The organism is Parafrankia sp. EAN1pec (assembly GCF_000018005.1).
Lineage (GTDB): Bacteria > Actinomycetota > Actinomycetes > Frankiales > Frankiaceae > Parafrankia > Parafrankia soli.
In genome coordinates this window covers 6,041,171-6,055,324 of record NC_009921.1, presented here as the reverse complement: position 1 = coordinate 6,055,324, position 14,154 = coordinate 6,041,171, and the positions used below count along the sequence as shown (strand labels likewise).

The following is a 14,154-nucleotide window of genomic DNA, read 5'->3' as shown; positions in this document are numbered from 1 at the left end:
GGCTCCCCTCACGCCCCGGGACTGAGCCGCGCTGTCCTCGCATGTCGGCGGGATCGGGCACGGCCGGCTGGGCCGCCTGCTGAGGCCCGCAGGTAGTCGGTGACCACCTCGGCGTCCAGGGAACAGAGTTCGATACCGGCCGCACCGGACAACTGCGCAGCGGGTGCCCCGCCTGCTGGGGTTGTCGCGGCCCGATGCGGGGGCTGGTGCGGGGCTGTGAGTGCCAGCCCGACTCCGGGCCGTAGCGCCTCGTTGAGACTGGCGATTGCCTGTCCGTGGGCCGGCCCGGTGATCTCGTCCAGACCGTCCAGTACGGGCAGCAGCAGGCCGGTGTCCCAGAGCACCCGTGCCCAGCTCATCCCCCGGGGCCCGTCGGCCGGTTCCTGCCTGAGCCGGCGTCCCTGGCCATCGAGACACGGCTGCGGAATGAGCTCGCTCCCGACAGAGTGCATCACCCCGGACATGCATCCAGTCATGCAGGAGGAGGTGTCGGGAGCCTGATCGTAAACAACGGGAGTCGGGTGGACATACCTCGCGCTGACGACAGCGTGACGTTCCTGCATCCGGTGCCGTCGGTTCGTCGTGGCCCGGAAGCGGGGAGCCGCCGAGCGGCGCGGCACCTGACGGATCAGGTCCCGAGGTCCCAACGGGGACGAGGCGGAGCCCTTCAATCGGGATCGGCCAGGTGGGTCCCGACAGCACGAAAAGCCCGCTGACCAGGCTTCTGCCTGTCCAGCGGGCGGTGAACCGTTTTGTGTCGGGACGACAGTGTCGGGGTGGCGGTGTCCGACCCGAGCGGACGCGACCGCGGGATCGAGGGTCTGCCGAGCATCGAGGCGGCGATGGACTGGGCCGAGGCTCACGCCGCCGGGAGCTCGCTCCAGTGAGCCCGATCACCGACGAGGTGCGGTCCGCCCTCGCCGCGGCCGTCATTGACGGCACCACCGTTCGCCTCGCCGGCCGGCTGGACCGCACAGGCGCCGGCCCTGCCGAAGGCTCAGCGCCGGGTCGAGGGCTACTTCGCCACCCCCGACACCCTTGCCCAGCTCGTCGTCGAGGCGTACACGGTCATCCCGGGCCTCTCGGTCCACGCGCGGGTGCTCGAGCCTTCGGCGGGTGACGGCGCGCTGGTGCGGGCCGTCCGGCGCGTCAACCCGGCCGTCGAGGTGGTCGCCGTGGAGCCCAACATCGAGCGCGCCGAGGCGATCGACGACGGCAGCGGCCTGGTGACCGTCCAGGCCGAGCGCTTCGAGGACGTCGCCCGACGCCACGTCCAGGTTCAGGCCCGGCTATTCGACGCCGTGGTGATGAACCCGCCCTTCGCCTTGTCCGGCGCGGCCACCGCGTGGATCGACCACGTCGACCTCGCCTGGTCGCTGGTGCGGCCCGGCGGACGGGTGACCGCAATCGTGCCCGCCGGCCGCCGCTGCCGGAGGACGGACTCCAGATCGGCCAGGATGACGCCGGAACCCGGCGCACCTACCAGGAGCGTTACCCGGCCTCGACCCTCACCGCCGGGCACGCCACCAACATCGAGGCGTGCTGGGCCTGCCACGCGCTGCGCGAGATCGCCGCGTGGAGCACCACCGTGGACATACGAACGGGCGGCGGTGCCGACGAGCCGCGCCGCTGCCAGCTCGCCCGGGAAAGCCTCGCCGGGCGCGTCGACAGCGTTAACGGGAAGTTCGCCCACTGGCGGGAGCCCGTCGAGTCCGCCCCGGAAGCGGCGCGTGAGATCAAGGATGTGGCAGGGCTGCGTCTGGCCCGCTCCGGGCGCGGCAACTGGGCAGTCACGCGCGTGATCGACAACCGGGTGCTGCTCGGCGGGATCGGCGCGCAGGCCAAGGCCACCGCCTCCGCCCGTGCGCTGGCCGCCCTGGGCGACCTGGCCACCGTCCCGGGTTACGTCCTGCCCTACCTGCCCGCGCTGCGCGATGACGTCGAGGCGATCAAGTGGGAGGCGACGGGCCTCAGTTCCGAGGCGTCCGCCTGGGCTGAGAACTGCCGCACCCGTGCCGCCGAAATCCGCCAGGCGGTGGCCGAGAAGGCGGCGAAGGACGCCGCGTGGAGGAATCGATGAAGAGTTCAGCCGTCAATGCGCCGTTGGAATGGGTGCCCGGAGTGCACGTCCTCGTCGACGACGACGCGGAGACCTGCGGCGAAGTGGCCGCTCGTCTCCGCCGAGAACCTTGCACGGAAGGTGAAGGCTGAGCCGGGAGCCCTGGCGCTGCTCGCCCGAGGCCCGGTGCGTCCCATGGCGGACGGCAGGGGGAGTTGTCCCGTCAACCTGATCAGAATCTTGGACGTCACCGTCGGCGGCGAGATCCGTCGGTACGTCAGGCTGGAAACCGACGAGGAGCCCGAGCTTTCGATCTGGTGGGGCACCAGGATCGTGGGGCGCCAGGATCATGGAGATCGTCGACGTGTCGAGGTTTGATCCCGACCGTGTGATCCGGGCCTACCGGGACTTCCTCGACGATCGCATCAGCCAGGCGCTCGACAGGACGGTCACGGGAGAGGAACTGATCCGCTGCCGGCGTCGGATCAGGCCGTGGGACAACTTCGCGCAGGCGCTTGCCGCCCTGGAAACCACTGCTCGACGAAGTGATGCCGCGTGAACGACGACGTCTGCACCTTCGGTCGCTGCCTCGCCCCGGGCGAGGTGCTCGTGTCCGCGGTCGTCGGCCGCACGAACCTCTCCGCCGTCGTCGGCGCCGCGGTCTTCGAGCCCCGGCTGATGTGCCTGGGTCACGACGCCGGAGGACTCGAACTACCAGGCACATGCTCACGCTCATCCGGAAGGCGGGCGCCATGCCACAGAGGGCTGCGGCATGAGCTTCCCTGTGACCCGCCAGCACGGCATCCACTACACGACCCTGAGCCCGACGTGGGTCCGCGAGCACCGTCCGGAGATCGAGAACCACGCCTTCCCCGTCGAAATCTTCGCGGACGAGGTCGAAGGCGGCGAGGCGTGGGGGCCCGGAGACGCTGAAACGAGGTGGGCGAAGCTCGCCGCCGACACGGACTCCGTTCCGTTCGAGCGGGTGGTCCGCGACATCGGCTACGACGACTGGCGGCAGCCCACTGCGCAGGACGCGGACGCCGAGCGCCGCGGACGGGGCCACCCGCGCCTCGACTGGGACGTGACGCCGAGCCCGTGGTCGCGGGTCGGCGAGAAGAGGCGCTGACAATGAGCGAGATCCCGCCCCTGGACGAGTTCTCCCACGGCACCGTGACCCTGGCGGACGACCCTCCCCATCAGGTTGATCGGGAGTGGGCCCACTACCTCGTGGAGCTGCACGACGAGCCCGCCCACGACACGCGGTACGCCAGGTTCTGCGCCAAGGTGGCGACAAGCAACCGGGCCCAGGCCGCGTTCCCGCGTGCGCGTGCGTCATGACCGCTGACCTGAGCGTCCCCACCGGCGTGACGCGGCGTCGGGAGCCCGTCCGTCGCAGCGAGTGGCTGGCGTCCCCACGCGCCCCCGGCCCCTACTCGCTGCCGGTCGGCCACATTGTCGCCATCGAGATCACCGACGACGCGGCGCACCGGCAGTTAGGCATCGGCTACCGCTCGGCGGGCGAGCAGGTGTGGAGCTCCGGCTGGGGCTCGCACGTCGTCGAGGTGCTCGCCGAGGACGCCGCCGGCCGTGGCTGGTGGGTGGAGCACTGTGACCGCCGGACTTCGCCGGACAGTCGCATGATCGTTGTCCTGCTGCCCTACGCCACCTGCGGCCTGATCGTCCGTCGCAGCCAGGTCCGGTGGGTGCTGTGAGGCTCCTGTGCACCGGCGTCCGCGTCTGGCGCGAGCACCAGGCCGTGTGGCGGGACCTGGAGAAGGTCCGCCACCTCGCCCGGACCCGCGGCCAGAAGCTCACCCTCGTCCACGGCGACGCGGCCGGCGCCGACCGGCACGTCCGAGCCTGGTGCGAGCGCACTCCCGAGGTCGTTGAGAAGAAGTACCCAGTCTCCCCGACGATGTGGCGGATCAACGGCCCGCGTGCCGGGCACCTGCGCAACGCCCACATGGTCAGCCTCGGCGCCGACGGGTGCATCGCGTACTGCGTGCCCTGCGACAAGCCGGGGCCGTGCCGCGGACTCGGCGGCGTGCTGCTCTGCCCGACGGGCACGCCACGCATGGCACCTACGGCTGCATGGAGCTGGCGAGGGCCGGCTGGCATCGAGGTGTGGGAGCGGTGGGCAGCGTGAGCCGTCCCGCTGCCAAGCTCACGCCTGCCCAGGTGGTGGAGATTCGGAAGCAGCTTGCCGCAGCAGCTTGCCGCGGGTGCGCGCAAGGGCGACCTGGCCGCCCAGTACCAGGTCTCGGGCGAAGCGATCCGCAAGATCAGGCGCGGGCGCACCTGGCGGACCCTCGACGACGTCGCACGAACCCACTGCCGACGCAACCACTCGTATGCCGAGCACGGCTACACCAGGTCGCAGGGGAAGAGGCGCTGCCGTAAGTGCCGCAGGGAGTACGAGCGCGGCTTGCGACTGACCCGCGAGGAGTACCTCGACGAGCACGCCGGGCACGAGCTGCGTACCCGTGTTAACGGGACTGTCTACTGCCTTGCCTGTTGGCGCGGAGAGAGCGACATCGACGAAGTCGCCGTCGAGCGGGCCATTGCTGGCGAGCCGCCGGAGCGCATGAGCATCGCTGAGCGACACCATGCGATCCGGCGGCTACACGGCAAGGGACCTTCGGCTCGGGAGATCGCTCGACGCCTGAGTATCAGCTCGCGCACCGTCCAGCGACATGTGGCCCTGATCCGCGAGGCAGCGGCATGAAACGCCCTATCCGCTGCGACCCACCGCCTGGCTCTTCGTCCTGTCCAAGGGTCGCGTGAACATCGAGGTCAGCCTGTGGCCCGATGGCGACGAGCGGACACTCTCAGGATGCGGCAGCGGCCTCCCCGCCGGCGCCAGCACTGCCCGCGCGCCGCGGCGGCTTGGCATCGAACATCCGGGCGAGGTACTCGGTGCGCAGGACACCGCGGCCGTCGGCGCCGATGTAGCCCACGTCGCGGGTGAGGTAGCCCTCGGGGTAGTCGTAGCCGGCGGAAGTGACCGCGCCGTTGCGGGTCCACCAGGCTTTTCGATGGGTGTCGCAGCGGTCGCAGGCATGGATGACGTGGTAGGCGCGGGCCTCGCGGTCCCAGGTGGCGGTGTGGGGCTGCCAGCGGTGCCCCATGGTGCGGCATTCGACGAAGCTGACGGGCAGCTCGCGTGCCCAGGACTCGATGCTGCGGTGGGGAGTCTTCTCAGGCACGGCGGGGACATCCCTTCGGGAGTAACTGCGGGTAGGGCGCGAACGGCCGGTGGCGATGCGTCGCGGATGTTCGTGCGGCGATCCTGCCATCCCCAGGGGCCCGCGCGCCCGCTCGTACCTCCCGTACGACACAGCCCTGTGGCCTGCGGGGATGCGCGCAGGTCGGTTGCACCGGCCGGCCGGCGGGCGGGCTCGCCCGCATCCAAGCAGCGGCGGGTGTCTCGGATCCGTAGGGCGACGGCATAAGAATGGCGAGGACTGCTACTCCAGCAAGTCAACGATTCAGCCGCCATGTCGATAAATCTGGGGGCCCCGGCGCGTGTTGGCCGTGGACCGGCGGGAAGATGAATTCAGGATACGGTGTCTTTCGTCCGAGTAAAGACGCGTCGGTCCTCGCGCACCGCTGGGCATACGAACAGGTGAATGGGACGATTCCACGCGGCCTACATATCGATCACACCTGCCACAATGGAACCGGCTGCCCTCCGGGCCGTTGCCCTCACTGTCTGTGCTGCAATCCTGCGCACCTCGAAGCAGTTACCCCTGGGGAAAACCTCAATCGAAGCCATAATGGAAACGCGGCCAAGGTCGTGTGTCGCGCTGGCCATCCGTACAGCAAGGAAAACACCTACATCGGCCCGAGTGGAAACCGCTTTTGTCGACAGTGCATGCGTGCATCCAGTGCGCGAAGGAGCCCGGGCCCCAGGGTCCTCCGACCGATCGACCCCGAAGAGGTTAAGCATCTCTACGAACTCGGGTGGGGAGCGGCACGGATTAGGGATCACCTTGGAGTAAGCCTTCCGCGCCTTTACCGATCATTTGACGAACTTGGACTTCCTCGACGCCCAGTAGGTCGACCGCCGAGAAAGGTTGCGTGACATGACCGGAGAACCGATTCTGACTGTTATTGGCCAGCTCGCAAGCGACCCTGAGCTGCGTTTCACCCCGAACGGCGCCGCGGTCGCCAGCTTCACCATCGCCTCCACCCCGCGCATCTACGACAAGCAGGCGAACGAGTGGAAGGACGGGCAGGCGCTGTTCCTGCGCTGCTCAATCTGGCGGCAGGCCGCCGAGAATGTCGCCGAGTCGCTGACCAAGGGCACCCGGGTGATCGCGCAGGGCCGGCTGAAGCAGCGCTCGTTCGAGACCAAGGAAGGGGAGAAGCGCACCGTCATCGAGCTGGAGGTCGACGAGATCGGCCCCTCGCTCGGTACGCCACCACCAAGGTCACGAAGACCGAACGCGGCCAGGGCGGCTCGAATGGGCGCGGCGGCCAGCAGCAGGCAGGCCAGGCCGGCGGCGGCTCCGGCTCCGGCTCCGGTCAGGGTGGCGCGGTCGACGACCCGTGGTCCCAGCCCGCGGGCGGCTACGCCGACGAGCCGCCGTTCTAGGTAGTCCGCGCCAGGGGGCCGTGACAGCCTTGCCGGCGGCGGCCCCCTGGTTCACCCCTCTGACCAGAAGGAGACCGCCATGCCCACACTCACGCACAGGGAGCGGTGATGGCCCGCCCTGACGACGTCACCGACGACCCGCGCGCCATCCGCGTGCTTCGGCGCCACGGAGCGCCCGGCGAAGAGACCGAGCAGCTCAGCGACGCGTTCGGCCATCCGTTCGTCCCCAACACCGAGCTCGCGCCCGGCGACTGGGCCGTCCACTGGATGGACGACTCGGGCGAGGTCACCGGGGTGACCGAGGCGATGCCGTCCAGCTTCGGCACGCCGCTGCTGCGCCAGCATCTGAGGACTGCGGACGGCCGGGCCGTCTCCAGGCCGGTCGCGCACAGCGGCTCCACGACCATCTGCACCCACAACCCGCATTGCGACCCCTACGACCACGGAGAGATCGCCCGGCTGACCGGGCAGCCCACGTCAGGTGCGAGCCCGTTCCTGCCGTCGATGAGCCCGCGGGCGCGGCGGGCGGAGACGTGACGGACTCCCGCGCCGCACTCGACGAGCTCGCCGCCCTCTCGGTGGGGGCAGGTAGCCCGCAGGAAGGCCACGAGCCGACCCACTATTTCTCCCACCGCTTGTGGCTGCCCGGCATCGCGACGACCAACGGCCAGGCCCGGTGGGGCGCTCTGGGGCTCGGCCGCACGCCGGAGGGGGCCGCCGACCAGCTCCAGGGCGATCTGACCAGCCTGCCCGAGGGGCAGTGGGGCGAGGCCGCCCAGTTCGACCAGGGCCGGAATGGGCCGAGGCGCAGCGACTGGCCGACCCGGCGCGTCGCCTGGGACGGCGAGCGGTGGGAGTACGACGACGAGGCGCTGGCCGCGAAATCCCACATCGAGTACGCCGACCGCAAGAACGGCCGCAAGCCGGTCGTGCCGGTCCATCCCGAGCTGGATGGACCGTTGGAGGACATCCTCGGCGCGACGTACCACCTGGTGGTCTACCAGGAGCAGGTGATGACCATCGCCCGGGAGCTGGCCGGGTACAGCCTGGGCCGCGCGGACCTGCTGCGCCGGGCGATGGGCAAGAAGAAGAAGGACGTGCTGGACGCTCACCACGCGGAGTTCACCGCCGGCATGACCGGGCGGGGCTACTCGGCCGAGGCCGCGCAGGCCCTGTGGGACGTGCTGGTGCCGTTCTCCGGCTACAGGTTCAACAAGTCCCACACCGCCGGCTACGGCGTGGTGGCGTTCTGGACCGCCTACCTGAAGGCCAACTTCCCGGCCGAGTACATGGCCGCACTGCTGACCTCAGTGTGAACCGCCCCGGGTCAGGGCGGCGTTTTGCCATGGTTGTTCATCATGGCTGAAGGCGGTCGACTGCGTCGGCAACAGTTGCGTGATCGACGGGCCTGCCCAGGTGCCGGGTCGCCGTGCCATCATCGGCGCGAGGGAGATCGTGCTGTTACCAGGCGAAACACGGACTCTCTCGCCCCTGAGCAGCGTTTGAGACATGACCATCCGCTGGATCTGGCTGGTACCGCGTAGATCTGCGTGATCTTCGCTAATGTGGGCTGATCATGTCGACTACCTGCGTGTTTAGGTCGTTGCCTGCATGGTTGGGGTCGCTGAATCCACACGATGTCCACAGAGACTCGAATCTGGTCCCGAACTGCCGTCGCAGGGACCGCCTCCGGGTGCAAAGGGCGACGCGGTTCCAGCGTGGCGAGATCTACCGTGATCCGGCCGGACAGCATTACGGGGTCGCGGTCGAGCAGCGCTGCTGGGTGCTGTCCAAGATGGCTGGAATCAGGAACGGAGAGGGCCCCTGGACGGACTCTCCTGTCCTCCCGCTGGCCGACGGGACAATCGGCCGGTTCTGGCCGATTCCGCCGCGCGCTCCCGCTGATCCCGGGCGCGGCGCCCCCGCGGACGACGGTCGGCTGTACGTCGGCCGCGCGACACGCTCTCCCCATTTCGCCGCCTCCGCACTATGATGATGATCATGGGTAGGGTCTCCCCAGTCGTGTTCGTGAGCTGTGCGGAGGAACTCGAGCTGTCGCCCCGGCCGCGATCGTTCGCCGCCGCCGCGTACGCCGCGGTGCGCGATTCGGGTTGCCGAGTGGCCGCTCCTTCGGGCTCGACCGGGCACAAAGACCCTCCGGCCGAGGAGCGCCGCCGGCAGGTCGGCGCGTGCGACGTATACCTGGGGCTCATCGGCCGTGAGTACGGCTCCCAGGTCGTCGACCTGCCGTCCCGGTCCTACCTCGAGCTGGAGTACGCCGCCGCGCAGAAGGCCGGCCTCGACCGGATCGTGTTCGTCAGAACCCTCGAGACCGAGTCGATCGACGGTCGTCAACAGGCGTTCCGTGAACGAGCACGGCAGGACGGGCTGCGCGGCTGGTTCGTCGACGACGAGGAACTGCATCGGCTGGCGCGGATCGCGCTGGAGGGCTGGCGGTCCCGCCCGCCGAAACGCGCCGCGAGGAAGCGCGCCCGGCAGGACCCTCCGGGCATCGGCCCGGTGTGTGACGCGAATGGTCTGAAGGATTGGGCTCCGGAGATCGCGTCAGGCATTTCTGACGCCATAGGCTGGCCGTAGAGTGAGGACGTTCGACGGCGCCAATCTCGCAGGATAGACCGCCACTACCCGGGGGCGATTTACCCCCGGGATCATCGCCGCGTTTCTAATCTATCTACCTATCGCTGAGCCCGCCGCGGATCTCACCAGGTGTGCGGGTAGCCGCCTCCACTGCGATGCCGAGGCGGCCCGGCGGGTCCTGCACCAGCTCGCTGCCCCAGTGGATGCCTACCGGGGCGCGTAGCCCCAGCACGCCCACCCGGCCATCGCCCACCGGACACGGGCCCGAGCCCCGGCCCAGTCGGGGTGGTCATGTCCGGAGCAGTAGGTATCCCGCTCAGCGCTCTCGCGGCTCGAGAAGCACTCGGCGCCGCGGCCGGCGTGCAGGAGGCAGCCCCAGGTCCAGTAGCCGGGGGTGACCTCGGCGACATCAAGGCCGGAGCACCCCGGACGGGTGGTGACATCGGCGCACATCAGTCCTCCTCCGATGCGAGGTCGGCGAGAGCGGCAGGATCTCCTCGGCATCGACTGGTAGGCCCAGCAGAGCTTCGCAGGCGTCGCCCTTGAGGCGGATCGGCCCGGCCTCGGGCTCGGTCGCGCCGCGGCGGGTGACGTACCAACCCGGGCCCACGCCGTCCCTGCGGGTGCGTCGCTCGGCGGACGCCAGGAGGGCGCTGCGGTGCCCCGGGTCGAGCTGCCAGTTGCTCACCAGGTCCACCTGGGTGCGCACGCCGTGCCGGGTGAGCAGGTGCGCCAGGGGGGCGGCCGGGCGCTCGTCCCACACCGGGTCGGGCAGGTAGCCGTCAGCAGGGGCGTGGCCAGGCATGTGTGCCGCGCTGGTGGAGCCGAAACGACGCGCCCCGCTGCGGCCCTCGTACCGCTCATGGACCGGAGCGTCGCATCGGCAGCAGGTCCCGCGGCGTGTGTCGGACATCAGGCAGGCCACTCATAGTCGCACCCGTCGCTGTATCCCCGGAACCGACCTCGGCGGCTGTGCCCGCAGCGTCGGTATCACCATCCGTCGCGGCCGTCCGACACTTGACCGCACCCCGCGATCAGCCAGCGGCACCGACATCCACGTGAGGATCGTCCCTACCGCGCCGGGCCGAACACTGCGGCCAGCTCATCCAAGGCGCCGGGCGCTGGCTGGTAGTAGGCCCAGACACCACGTCTGCCCCGGCTGATCAGGCCGGCGTCGAAAGGGACTTTCAGGTGGTGGCTGACGGTCGGCCGGGTCAGCCCGCCCGTTTTGAGATGGATCACGGCCTGCGGCGCCTGCTCCGCTTCCTACCGGCAGCAGCTGACGCTAAGCCGTCGAGGAGCCTTCCCGCTCGTCCCCGCGATCCCGCACAGCGAGGCGACGAAGGGCAACCGCGGCGCGCTTGTCGCGGCCCGAGGCGGCTGACCGCTCGTCTCGGCAGCTTGAGGACGTTATGGTCCGGCTGTGGACTACGCCGCTGGCCTGCTGGCGCAGAACCGGCTCCTCACCGATCTGCTCGGCGAGGCCGACCTGTCAAGACCTGTCCCGACCTGCCCGGGCTGGGATCTGACCCAGCTCATGCGCCACGTCGGGCGCTTTGACCGGTGGGCGGCCGCGATGGTTCGGACCCGGGCCACCGAGGTTCTCGACCCGCGCACGATCGAGGGCGGCAAGCCGCCGGCGGACCGCGGCGGCGCGCTCGCCTGGCTTCAGGAGAGCCCGCAGCTGCTGCTGGAGGCCGTCGCCGTCGATCCGGACGTGCCGGTATGGACGTTCACCGGCCCGCGGCCGGCGCGCTGGTGGGTCCGGCGGCGGATGCACGAGGCGATGATCCACCGCGTGGACGCCGCGCTCGCGCTGGGCGTCGGGCACCCGCTTGAGGCCGCGTTCGCCGCCGACGGGATCTCGGAGTGGCTCTGCCTGCTCGCCGCGCGGCCCGGGGCCGCGATTCTTCCGGACGGGGCCACTGTCCACCTGCACGCCACCGACGAGGGCCTCGGCATCGAAGGGGAGTGGGCGATCCGCGGCGGCGCGGACGGGATCGGTTGGGAGCACGCTCATGAGAAGGGCGACGTAGCGGTGCGTGGCACAGCCGCCGACCTGCTGCTCGCGCTGCTGCGCCGGATCCCTGGCGGTGACGGCCGGCTGGAGGTCCTCGGCGAGCAGGAGCGCTGGACAAACTGGCTCGCGAACACCAACTTCTGACCATTCGACAGCACGCTGTGGTGGCCGCGGGGCTCAGCCAGTAGCGCAGCCAGGTTCGTCAGCGGCGCGCGTCATGCACCACGAATGCGGGTGCGACCTGCTGGCAGATGCCACCACGCCGCATTGATCGTTTTCGTCTATCGTCCTGGACCGTGAACAGCGGCCACGAGCATGAGCGCCCCATGCACGGCCACGGCCATGCTCACCAGCACGGCCATCCTCCTGGCGGGCACGCGCACGAAGGCGGGCATGACCGCCACACGAACGGATGGTGGGCGCGGCTTCGTCACAGCCTGTCGGGCATGCTCGGAGGACACAGCCACGACCCGGCGGACCAGATCGACGGCGTGGTGGAAGCCGACACCGCCGGCCGCCGCGCCCTGCTGATCAGCCTGGCCGGTCTCGGCCTGACCGCCGCCCTCCAAGCCGTCGTGGTGGCGCTGTCCGGATCGGTGGCACTGCTAGGCGACACCCTGCACAACATCGCCGACGCGCTCACCGCCGTCCCGCTGCTACTCGCCTTCACCGTCGCACGCCGCCCGGCCACCGCCCGGTTCACCTACGGCTACGGCCGCGCCGAAGACCTCGCCGGCCTCGCCGTCCTCGTGATGATCAGCCTGTCGAGTCTGGTCGCTGCCTGGGCCGCGATCGACCGCCTGCTCCACCCCCAGCCCATCAACCATCTGACCGCGGTCGCCGCGGCAGGGCTCGTCGGCTTCCTCGGCAACGAGACCGTCGCCCGCTACCGCATCCGCGTCGGCCACCAGATCGGCTCCGCCGCCCTCGTCGCCGACGGGCTGCACGCCCGCACCGACGGCTTCACCAGCCTCGCGGTCCTGTTCGGCGCCGCCGGCGTCGCGGCCGGCTGGCGGTGGGCCGACCCCGTCATCGGCCTGGCGATCACCCTGGCGATCCTCGGGGTCCTGCGCTCCGCCGCCCGCGTCGTCGGCGCCCGGCTTATGGACGCTGTCGACCCCGCCCTCGTCGCCGAAGCCACCAGGACACTTCTGCACACCGACGGCATCGAAACCGTCCGCGAACTACGGCTGCGCTGGATCGGTCACACCCTGCGCGCCGAAGCCGACGTCACCGTCGATGCGCACCTGACCCTGGCCGCAGCCCACGACCTCGCCCATGCCGCCGAGGCCCACCTGCTGCGCCACATCCGCCGCCTGTCCGCCGCCACCATCCACATCAGCCCCGCCCACCACCACAATCCAACGACGGTCCCTTAACCACGAAAATCGTCAACTAGCCACGGCGACGGCCCAGTCAACGCTCGCCAACAAGACCTCCGGACCAGTGCCTACTCGCCAACTCCACGCGATCTCTACCGCCTACGGTGACATCGAGACCGAGCGGCGCCGGATCGCCCAGAAGGTGTTCCGCTGCGAGGTTGAACAGCTCCACTTGGCCGACGGCCGCCGGGTCCTGGTGAACCGTGGGCGGTCCGGTTGGTGCAATTCGAGAGGTAACCGCGCCGCCGGCCAGGGCCATATGGGACAGGTCTACCTCGACCGCGCGCTCGACGTCGCGAGGTCCGCCGGCGGCTGAGGATCCCCGCGGCAGGGGGCCTCATTCCGAGGGCCGGACCGCGATCACAACGTTGCCGATCTTCTGCCCGGACTCGACGTACCGGTAGGCCTCCACGATCTGCTCCAGCGGGTACCGCCGGTCGAGAAGCGGCCGGAACCGTCCCGAAGCGAGCAGGTCCCGGATGTATTCCACCGTCTTCCTGTCGATCGACGGGAGCGGGAACAGCACCTTCCTGCCACGCAGCAGCGGGGTGAGCATCGCCAGCACCAGGTTCTGCGCGAACCGGCCGGGCTCGGTCGAGGAGTACACCCCGCCGGGACGCAGCAGCCGTCTGCACCGGCCGAACGAGCTCTTGCCGACCGCGTCGAAGACGGCGTCGTAGACATGCTCGTCCCTGGTGAAGTCGCACGTCGTGCGGTCGATGACCCGGTCGGCGCCCAGCTCTCGCACCTGGTCGACGCCGTCCGGGCCGCATACCGCGGTCACCTGGGCGCCGCGGCACTTCAGGAGCTGGACCGCCGCCGAACCGATGGCCCCAGTCGCCCCGTTGACCAGGATCCGCGCCCCGTCCCAGGCCGGGATCTTGGTGATGAACGACAGGGCGTAGTGCGCGCCCTCGGTGGCAGCGGCGGCCTGCTCGAAGGCCACCCCCGCCGGTACGTGCGCGAGCAGGCCGTCGGCACGGACGGCCAAGTACTCCGCGTGGGCTCCGAAGGGACCCTCGTTGTAGCCGAAGACGCCGTCCCCGACCAGGAAGGTGGTGACATCGGTGCCGACGGCCTCGACCACCCCGGCGAACTCGTTCCCGAGGATCATCGCCTTCGGCCTGGCCAGCCCCGCGAAGAACCGCACGATAAACGGTCTGGCGGCCCGGTAGCCACAGTCGGTGCGGTTCACCGTCGCCGCATGCACCTTGACCAGCACCTCACCGACGCCGGCCGTGGGCTTGTCGACCTCCTGAATTCCCACAACCTCCGGTGGGCCGTACCTGGCATGCACCGCAGCCCTCATCCGCCGCCGACCCCTCTGGCGCGCCCACCGTCTACCTCACCGGCAGGACGTGGGTCTCGGCCCGGCCGGGATCGCCCGCTTGCCCCGTGGATCGGAGCAAGGAGAGGAATGCCGACTCCAGCCCGCGCGCTGACGCACCCGCGGCACCCTCTGCCGAACGGCCACCGCCAGGGCGGGATCGTCCGC

Annotated in this window: 19 protein-coding genes and 2 pseudogenes; 14 read left to right on the top strand and 7 right to left on the bottom strand. The window is 70.2% G+C overall.

Translation table 11 applies throughout. The features are described from left to right. Window positions 1-8: 8 nt before the first annotated feature. Together FRANEAN1_RS24785 and FRANEAN1_RS44030 are read right to left on the bottom strand one after the other, a co-directional pair. Window positions 9-359, bottom strand: a complete 351-nt coding sequence (locus FRANEAN1_RS24785) for a hypothetical protein (protein ID WP_041254774.1) — start codon at window positions 357-359, stop codon at window positions 9-11. A gap of 570 nt (window positions 360-929) precedes the next feature. After that, entirely contained in the window at window positions 930-1,271 is a 342-nt protein-coding gene (locus FRANEAN1_RS44030) for a hypothetical protein (RefSeq protein ID WP_041254773.1), read from the bottom strand. Between the two features lie 74 nt (window positions 1,272-1,345). On the opposite strand from FRANEAN1_RS44030, the gene FRANEAN1_RS44025 reads away from it, so the two are divergent. The 7 genes from FRANEAN1_RS44025 to FRANEAN1_RS24740 all read left to right on the top strand — a co-directional run bounded on the left by FRANEAN1_RS44025 (window position 1,346) and on the right by FRANEAN1_RS24740 (window position 4,787). Continuing rightward, a complete protein-coding gene (locus FRANEAN1_RS44025; RefSeq protein ID WP_020462530.1) occupies window positions 1,346-2,080 on the top strand; it encodes a hypothetical protein in 735 nt (244 codons plus the stop codon). Window positions 2,081-2,408: 328 nt separating this feature from the next. Then, window positions 2,409-2,618: a hypothetical protein gene (locus FRANEAN1_RS24765; protein ID WP_041254771.1), complete on the top strand. Its 210-nt coding sequence runs from the start codon at window positions 2,409-2,411 to the stop codon at window positions 2,616-2,618. Between the two features lie 213 nt (window positions 2,619-2,831). Further along, window positions 2,832-3,188 (top strand): hypothetical protein, encoded by a 357-nt coding sequence (locus FRANEAN1_RS24760; protein ID WP_020462529.1) that lies wholly within the window; start codon window positions 2,832-2,834, stop codon window positions 3,186-3,188. A 2-nt stretch (window positions 3,189-3,190) separates the two neighbouring features. Next, entirely contained in the window at window positions 3,191-3,400 is a 210-nt protein-coding gene (locus FRANEAN1_RS24755) for a hypothetical protein (protein ID WP_041254769.1), read from the top strand. Beyond that, on the top strand, window positions 3,397-3,774 hold the full coding sequence (locus FRANEAN1_RS24750) for a hypothetical protein (protein WP_041254768.1): 378 nt from the start codon (window positions 3,397-3,399) through the stop codon (window positions 3,772-3,774). Before FRANEAN1_RS24755 ends, FRANEAN1_RS24750 begins: the two co-directional genes overlap by 4 nt. Further along, a complete protein-coding gene (locus FRANEAN1_RS37410) occupies window positions 3,771-4,208 on the top strand; it encodes an SLOG family protein (protein ID WP_020462527.1) in 438 nt (145 codons plus the stop codon). Before FRANEAN1_RS24750 ends, FRANEAN1_RS37410 begins: the two co-directional genes overlap by 4 nt. A 54-nt stretch (window positions 4,209-4,262) precedes the next feature. Next, on the top strand, window positions 4,263-4,787 hold the full coding sequence (locus FRANEAN1_RS24740) for an HTH domain-containing protein (protein WP_020462526.1): 525 nt from the start codon (window positions 4,263-4,265) through the stop codon (window positions 4,785-4,787). Window positions 4,788-4,890: 103 nt separating this feature from the next. Here the strand turns inward: FRANEAN1_RS24740 and FRANEAN1_RS24735 are convergent, their stop codons facing one another. Further along, the gene (locus FRANEAN1_RS24735; protein ID WP_020462525.1) at window positions 4,891-5,268 is read right to left on the bottom strand and encodes a hypothetical protein; all 378 of its coding nucleotides are present in this window, start codon (window positions 5,266-5,268) and stop codon (window positions 4,891-4,893) included. A gap of 248 nt (window positions 5,269-5,516) precedes the next feature. On the opposite strand from FRANEAN1_RS24735, the gene FRANEAN1_RS39575 reads away from it, so the two are divergent. From FRANEAN1_RS39575 to FRANEAN1_RS24710, 5 genes and pseudogenes are all read left to right on the top strand, one after another. Next, window positions 5,517-6,146 (top strand): HNH endonuclease signature motif containing protein, encoded by a 630-nt coding sequence (locus FRANEAN1_RS39575; protein ID WP_083788323.1) that lies wholly within the window; start codon window positions 5,517-5,519, stop codon window positions 6,144-6,146. Between the two features lies 1 nt (window position 6,147). Further along, entirely contained in the window at window positions 6,148-6,663 is a 516-nt protein-coding gene (locus FRANEAN1_RS24725) for a single-stranded DNA-binding protein (RefSeq protein ID WP_020462524.1), read from the top strand. Window positions 6,664-6,767: 104 nt separating this feature from the next. Continuing rightward, on the top strand, window positions 6,768-7,196 hold the full coding sequence (locus tag FRANEAN1_RS24720; RefSeq protein WP_020462523.1) for a hypothetical protein: 429 nt from the start codon (window positions 6,768-6,770) through the stop codon (window positions 7,194-7,196). A gap of 335 nt (window positions 7,197-7,531) precedes the next feature. After that, window positions 7,532-7,972: pseudogene (locus tag FRANEAN1_RS39570) on the top strand (DNA polymerase III subunit alpha); the annotation flags it as partial. Between the two features lie 688 nt (window positions 7,973-8,660). Then, the gene (locus FRANEAN1_RS24710; RefSeq protein ID WP_347176749.1) at window positions 8,661-9,257 is read left to right on the top strand and encodes a DUF4062 domain-containing protein; all 597 of its coding nucleotides are present in this window, start codon (window positions 8,661-8,663) and stop codon (window positions 9,255-9,257) included. A 207-nt stretch (window positions 9,258-9,464) separates the two neighbouring features. On the opposite strand, the gene FRANEAN1_RS41500 is transcribed toward FRANEAN1_RS24710, so the two are convergent. From FRANEAN1_RS41500 to FRANEAN1_RS44020, 3 genes and pseudogenes are all read right to left on the bottom strand, one after another. Continuing rightward, window positions 9,465-9,710 (bottom strand): hypothetical protein, encoded by a 246-nt coding sequence (locus tag FRANEAN1_RS41500; protein ID WP_157472790.1) that lies wholly within the window; start codon window positions 9,708-9,710, stop codon window positions 9,465-9,467. Then, window positions 9,667-10,170, bottom strand: coding sequence for a hypothetical protein (locus FRANEAN1_RS24705; protein ID WP_157472789.1), 504 nt, complete (start codon window positions 10,168-10,170; stop codon window positions 9,667-9,669). Before FRANEAN1_RS24705 ends, FRANEAN1_RS41500 begins: the two co-directional genes overlap by 44 nt. Before the next feature lie 158 nt (window positions 10,171-10,328). Then, window positions 10,329-10,478: pseudogene (locus tag FRANEAN1_RS44020) on the bottom strand (transcriptional regulator); the annotation flags it as partial. A 202-nt stretch (window positions 10,479-10,680) separates the two neighbouring features. Here FRANEAN1_RS44020 and FRANEAN1_RS24695 point away from each other — a divergent pair. Continuing rightward, complete coding sequence (locus FRANEAN1_RS24695) at window positions 10,681-11,421, top strand: maleylpyruvate isomerase family mycothiol-dependent enzyme (RefSeq protein ID WP_020462518.1); 741 nt, start codon at window positions 10,681-10,683, stop codon at window positions 11,419-11,421. Window positions 11,422-11,573: 152 nt separating this feature from the next. Next, complete coding sequence (locus FRANEAN1_RS24690) at window positions 11,574-12,656, top strand: cation diffusion facilitator family transporter (protein ID WP_347176748.1); 1,083 nt, start codon at window positions 11,574-11,576, stop codon at window positions 12,654-12,656. A 340-nt stretch (window positions 12,657-12,996) separates the two neighbouring features. Here the strand turns inward: FRANEAN1_RS24690 and FRANEAN1_RS24680 are convergent, their stop codons facing one another. After that, window positions 12,997-13,968, bottom strand: coding sequence for an NAD(P)-dependent alcohol dehydrogenase (locus FRANEAN1_RS24680; protein ID WP_020462516.1), 972 nt, complete (start codon window positions 13,966-13,968; stop codon window positions 12,997-12,999). Window positions 13,969-14,154: the final 186 nt, after the last annotated feature.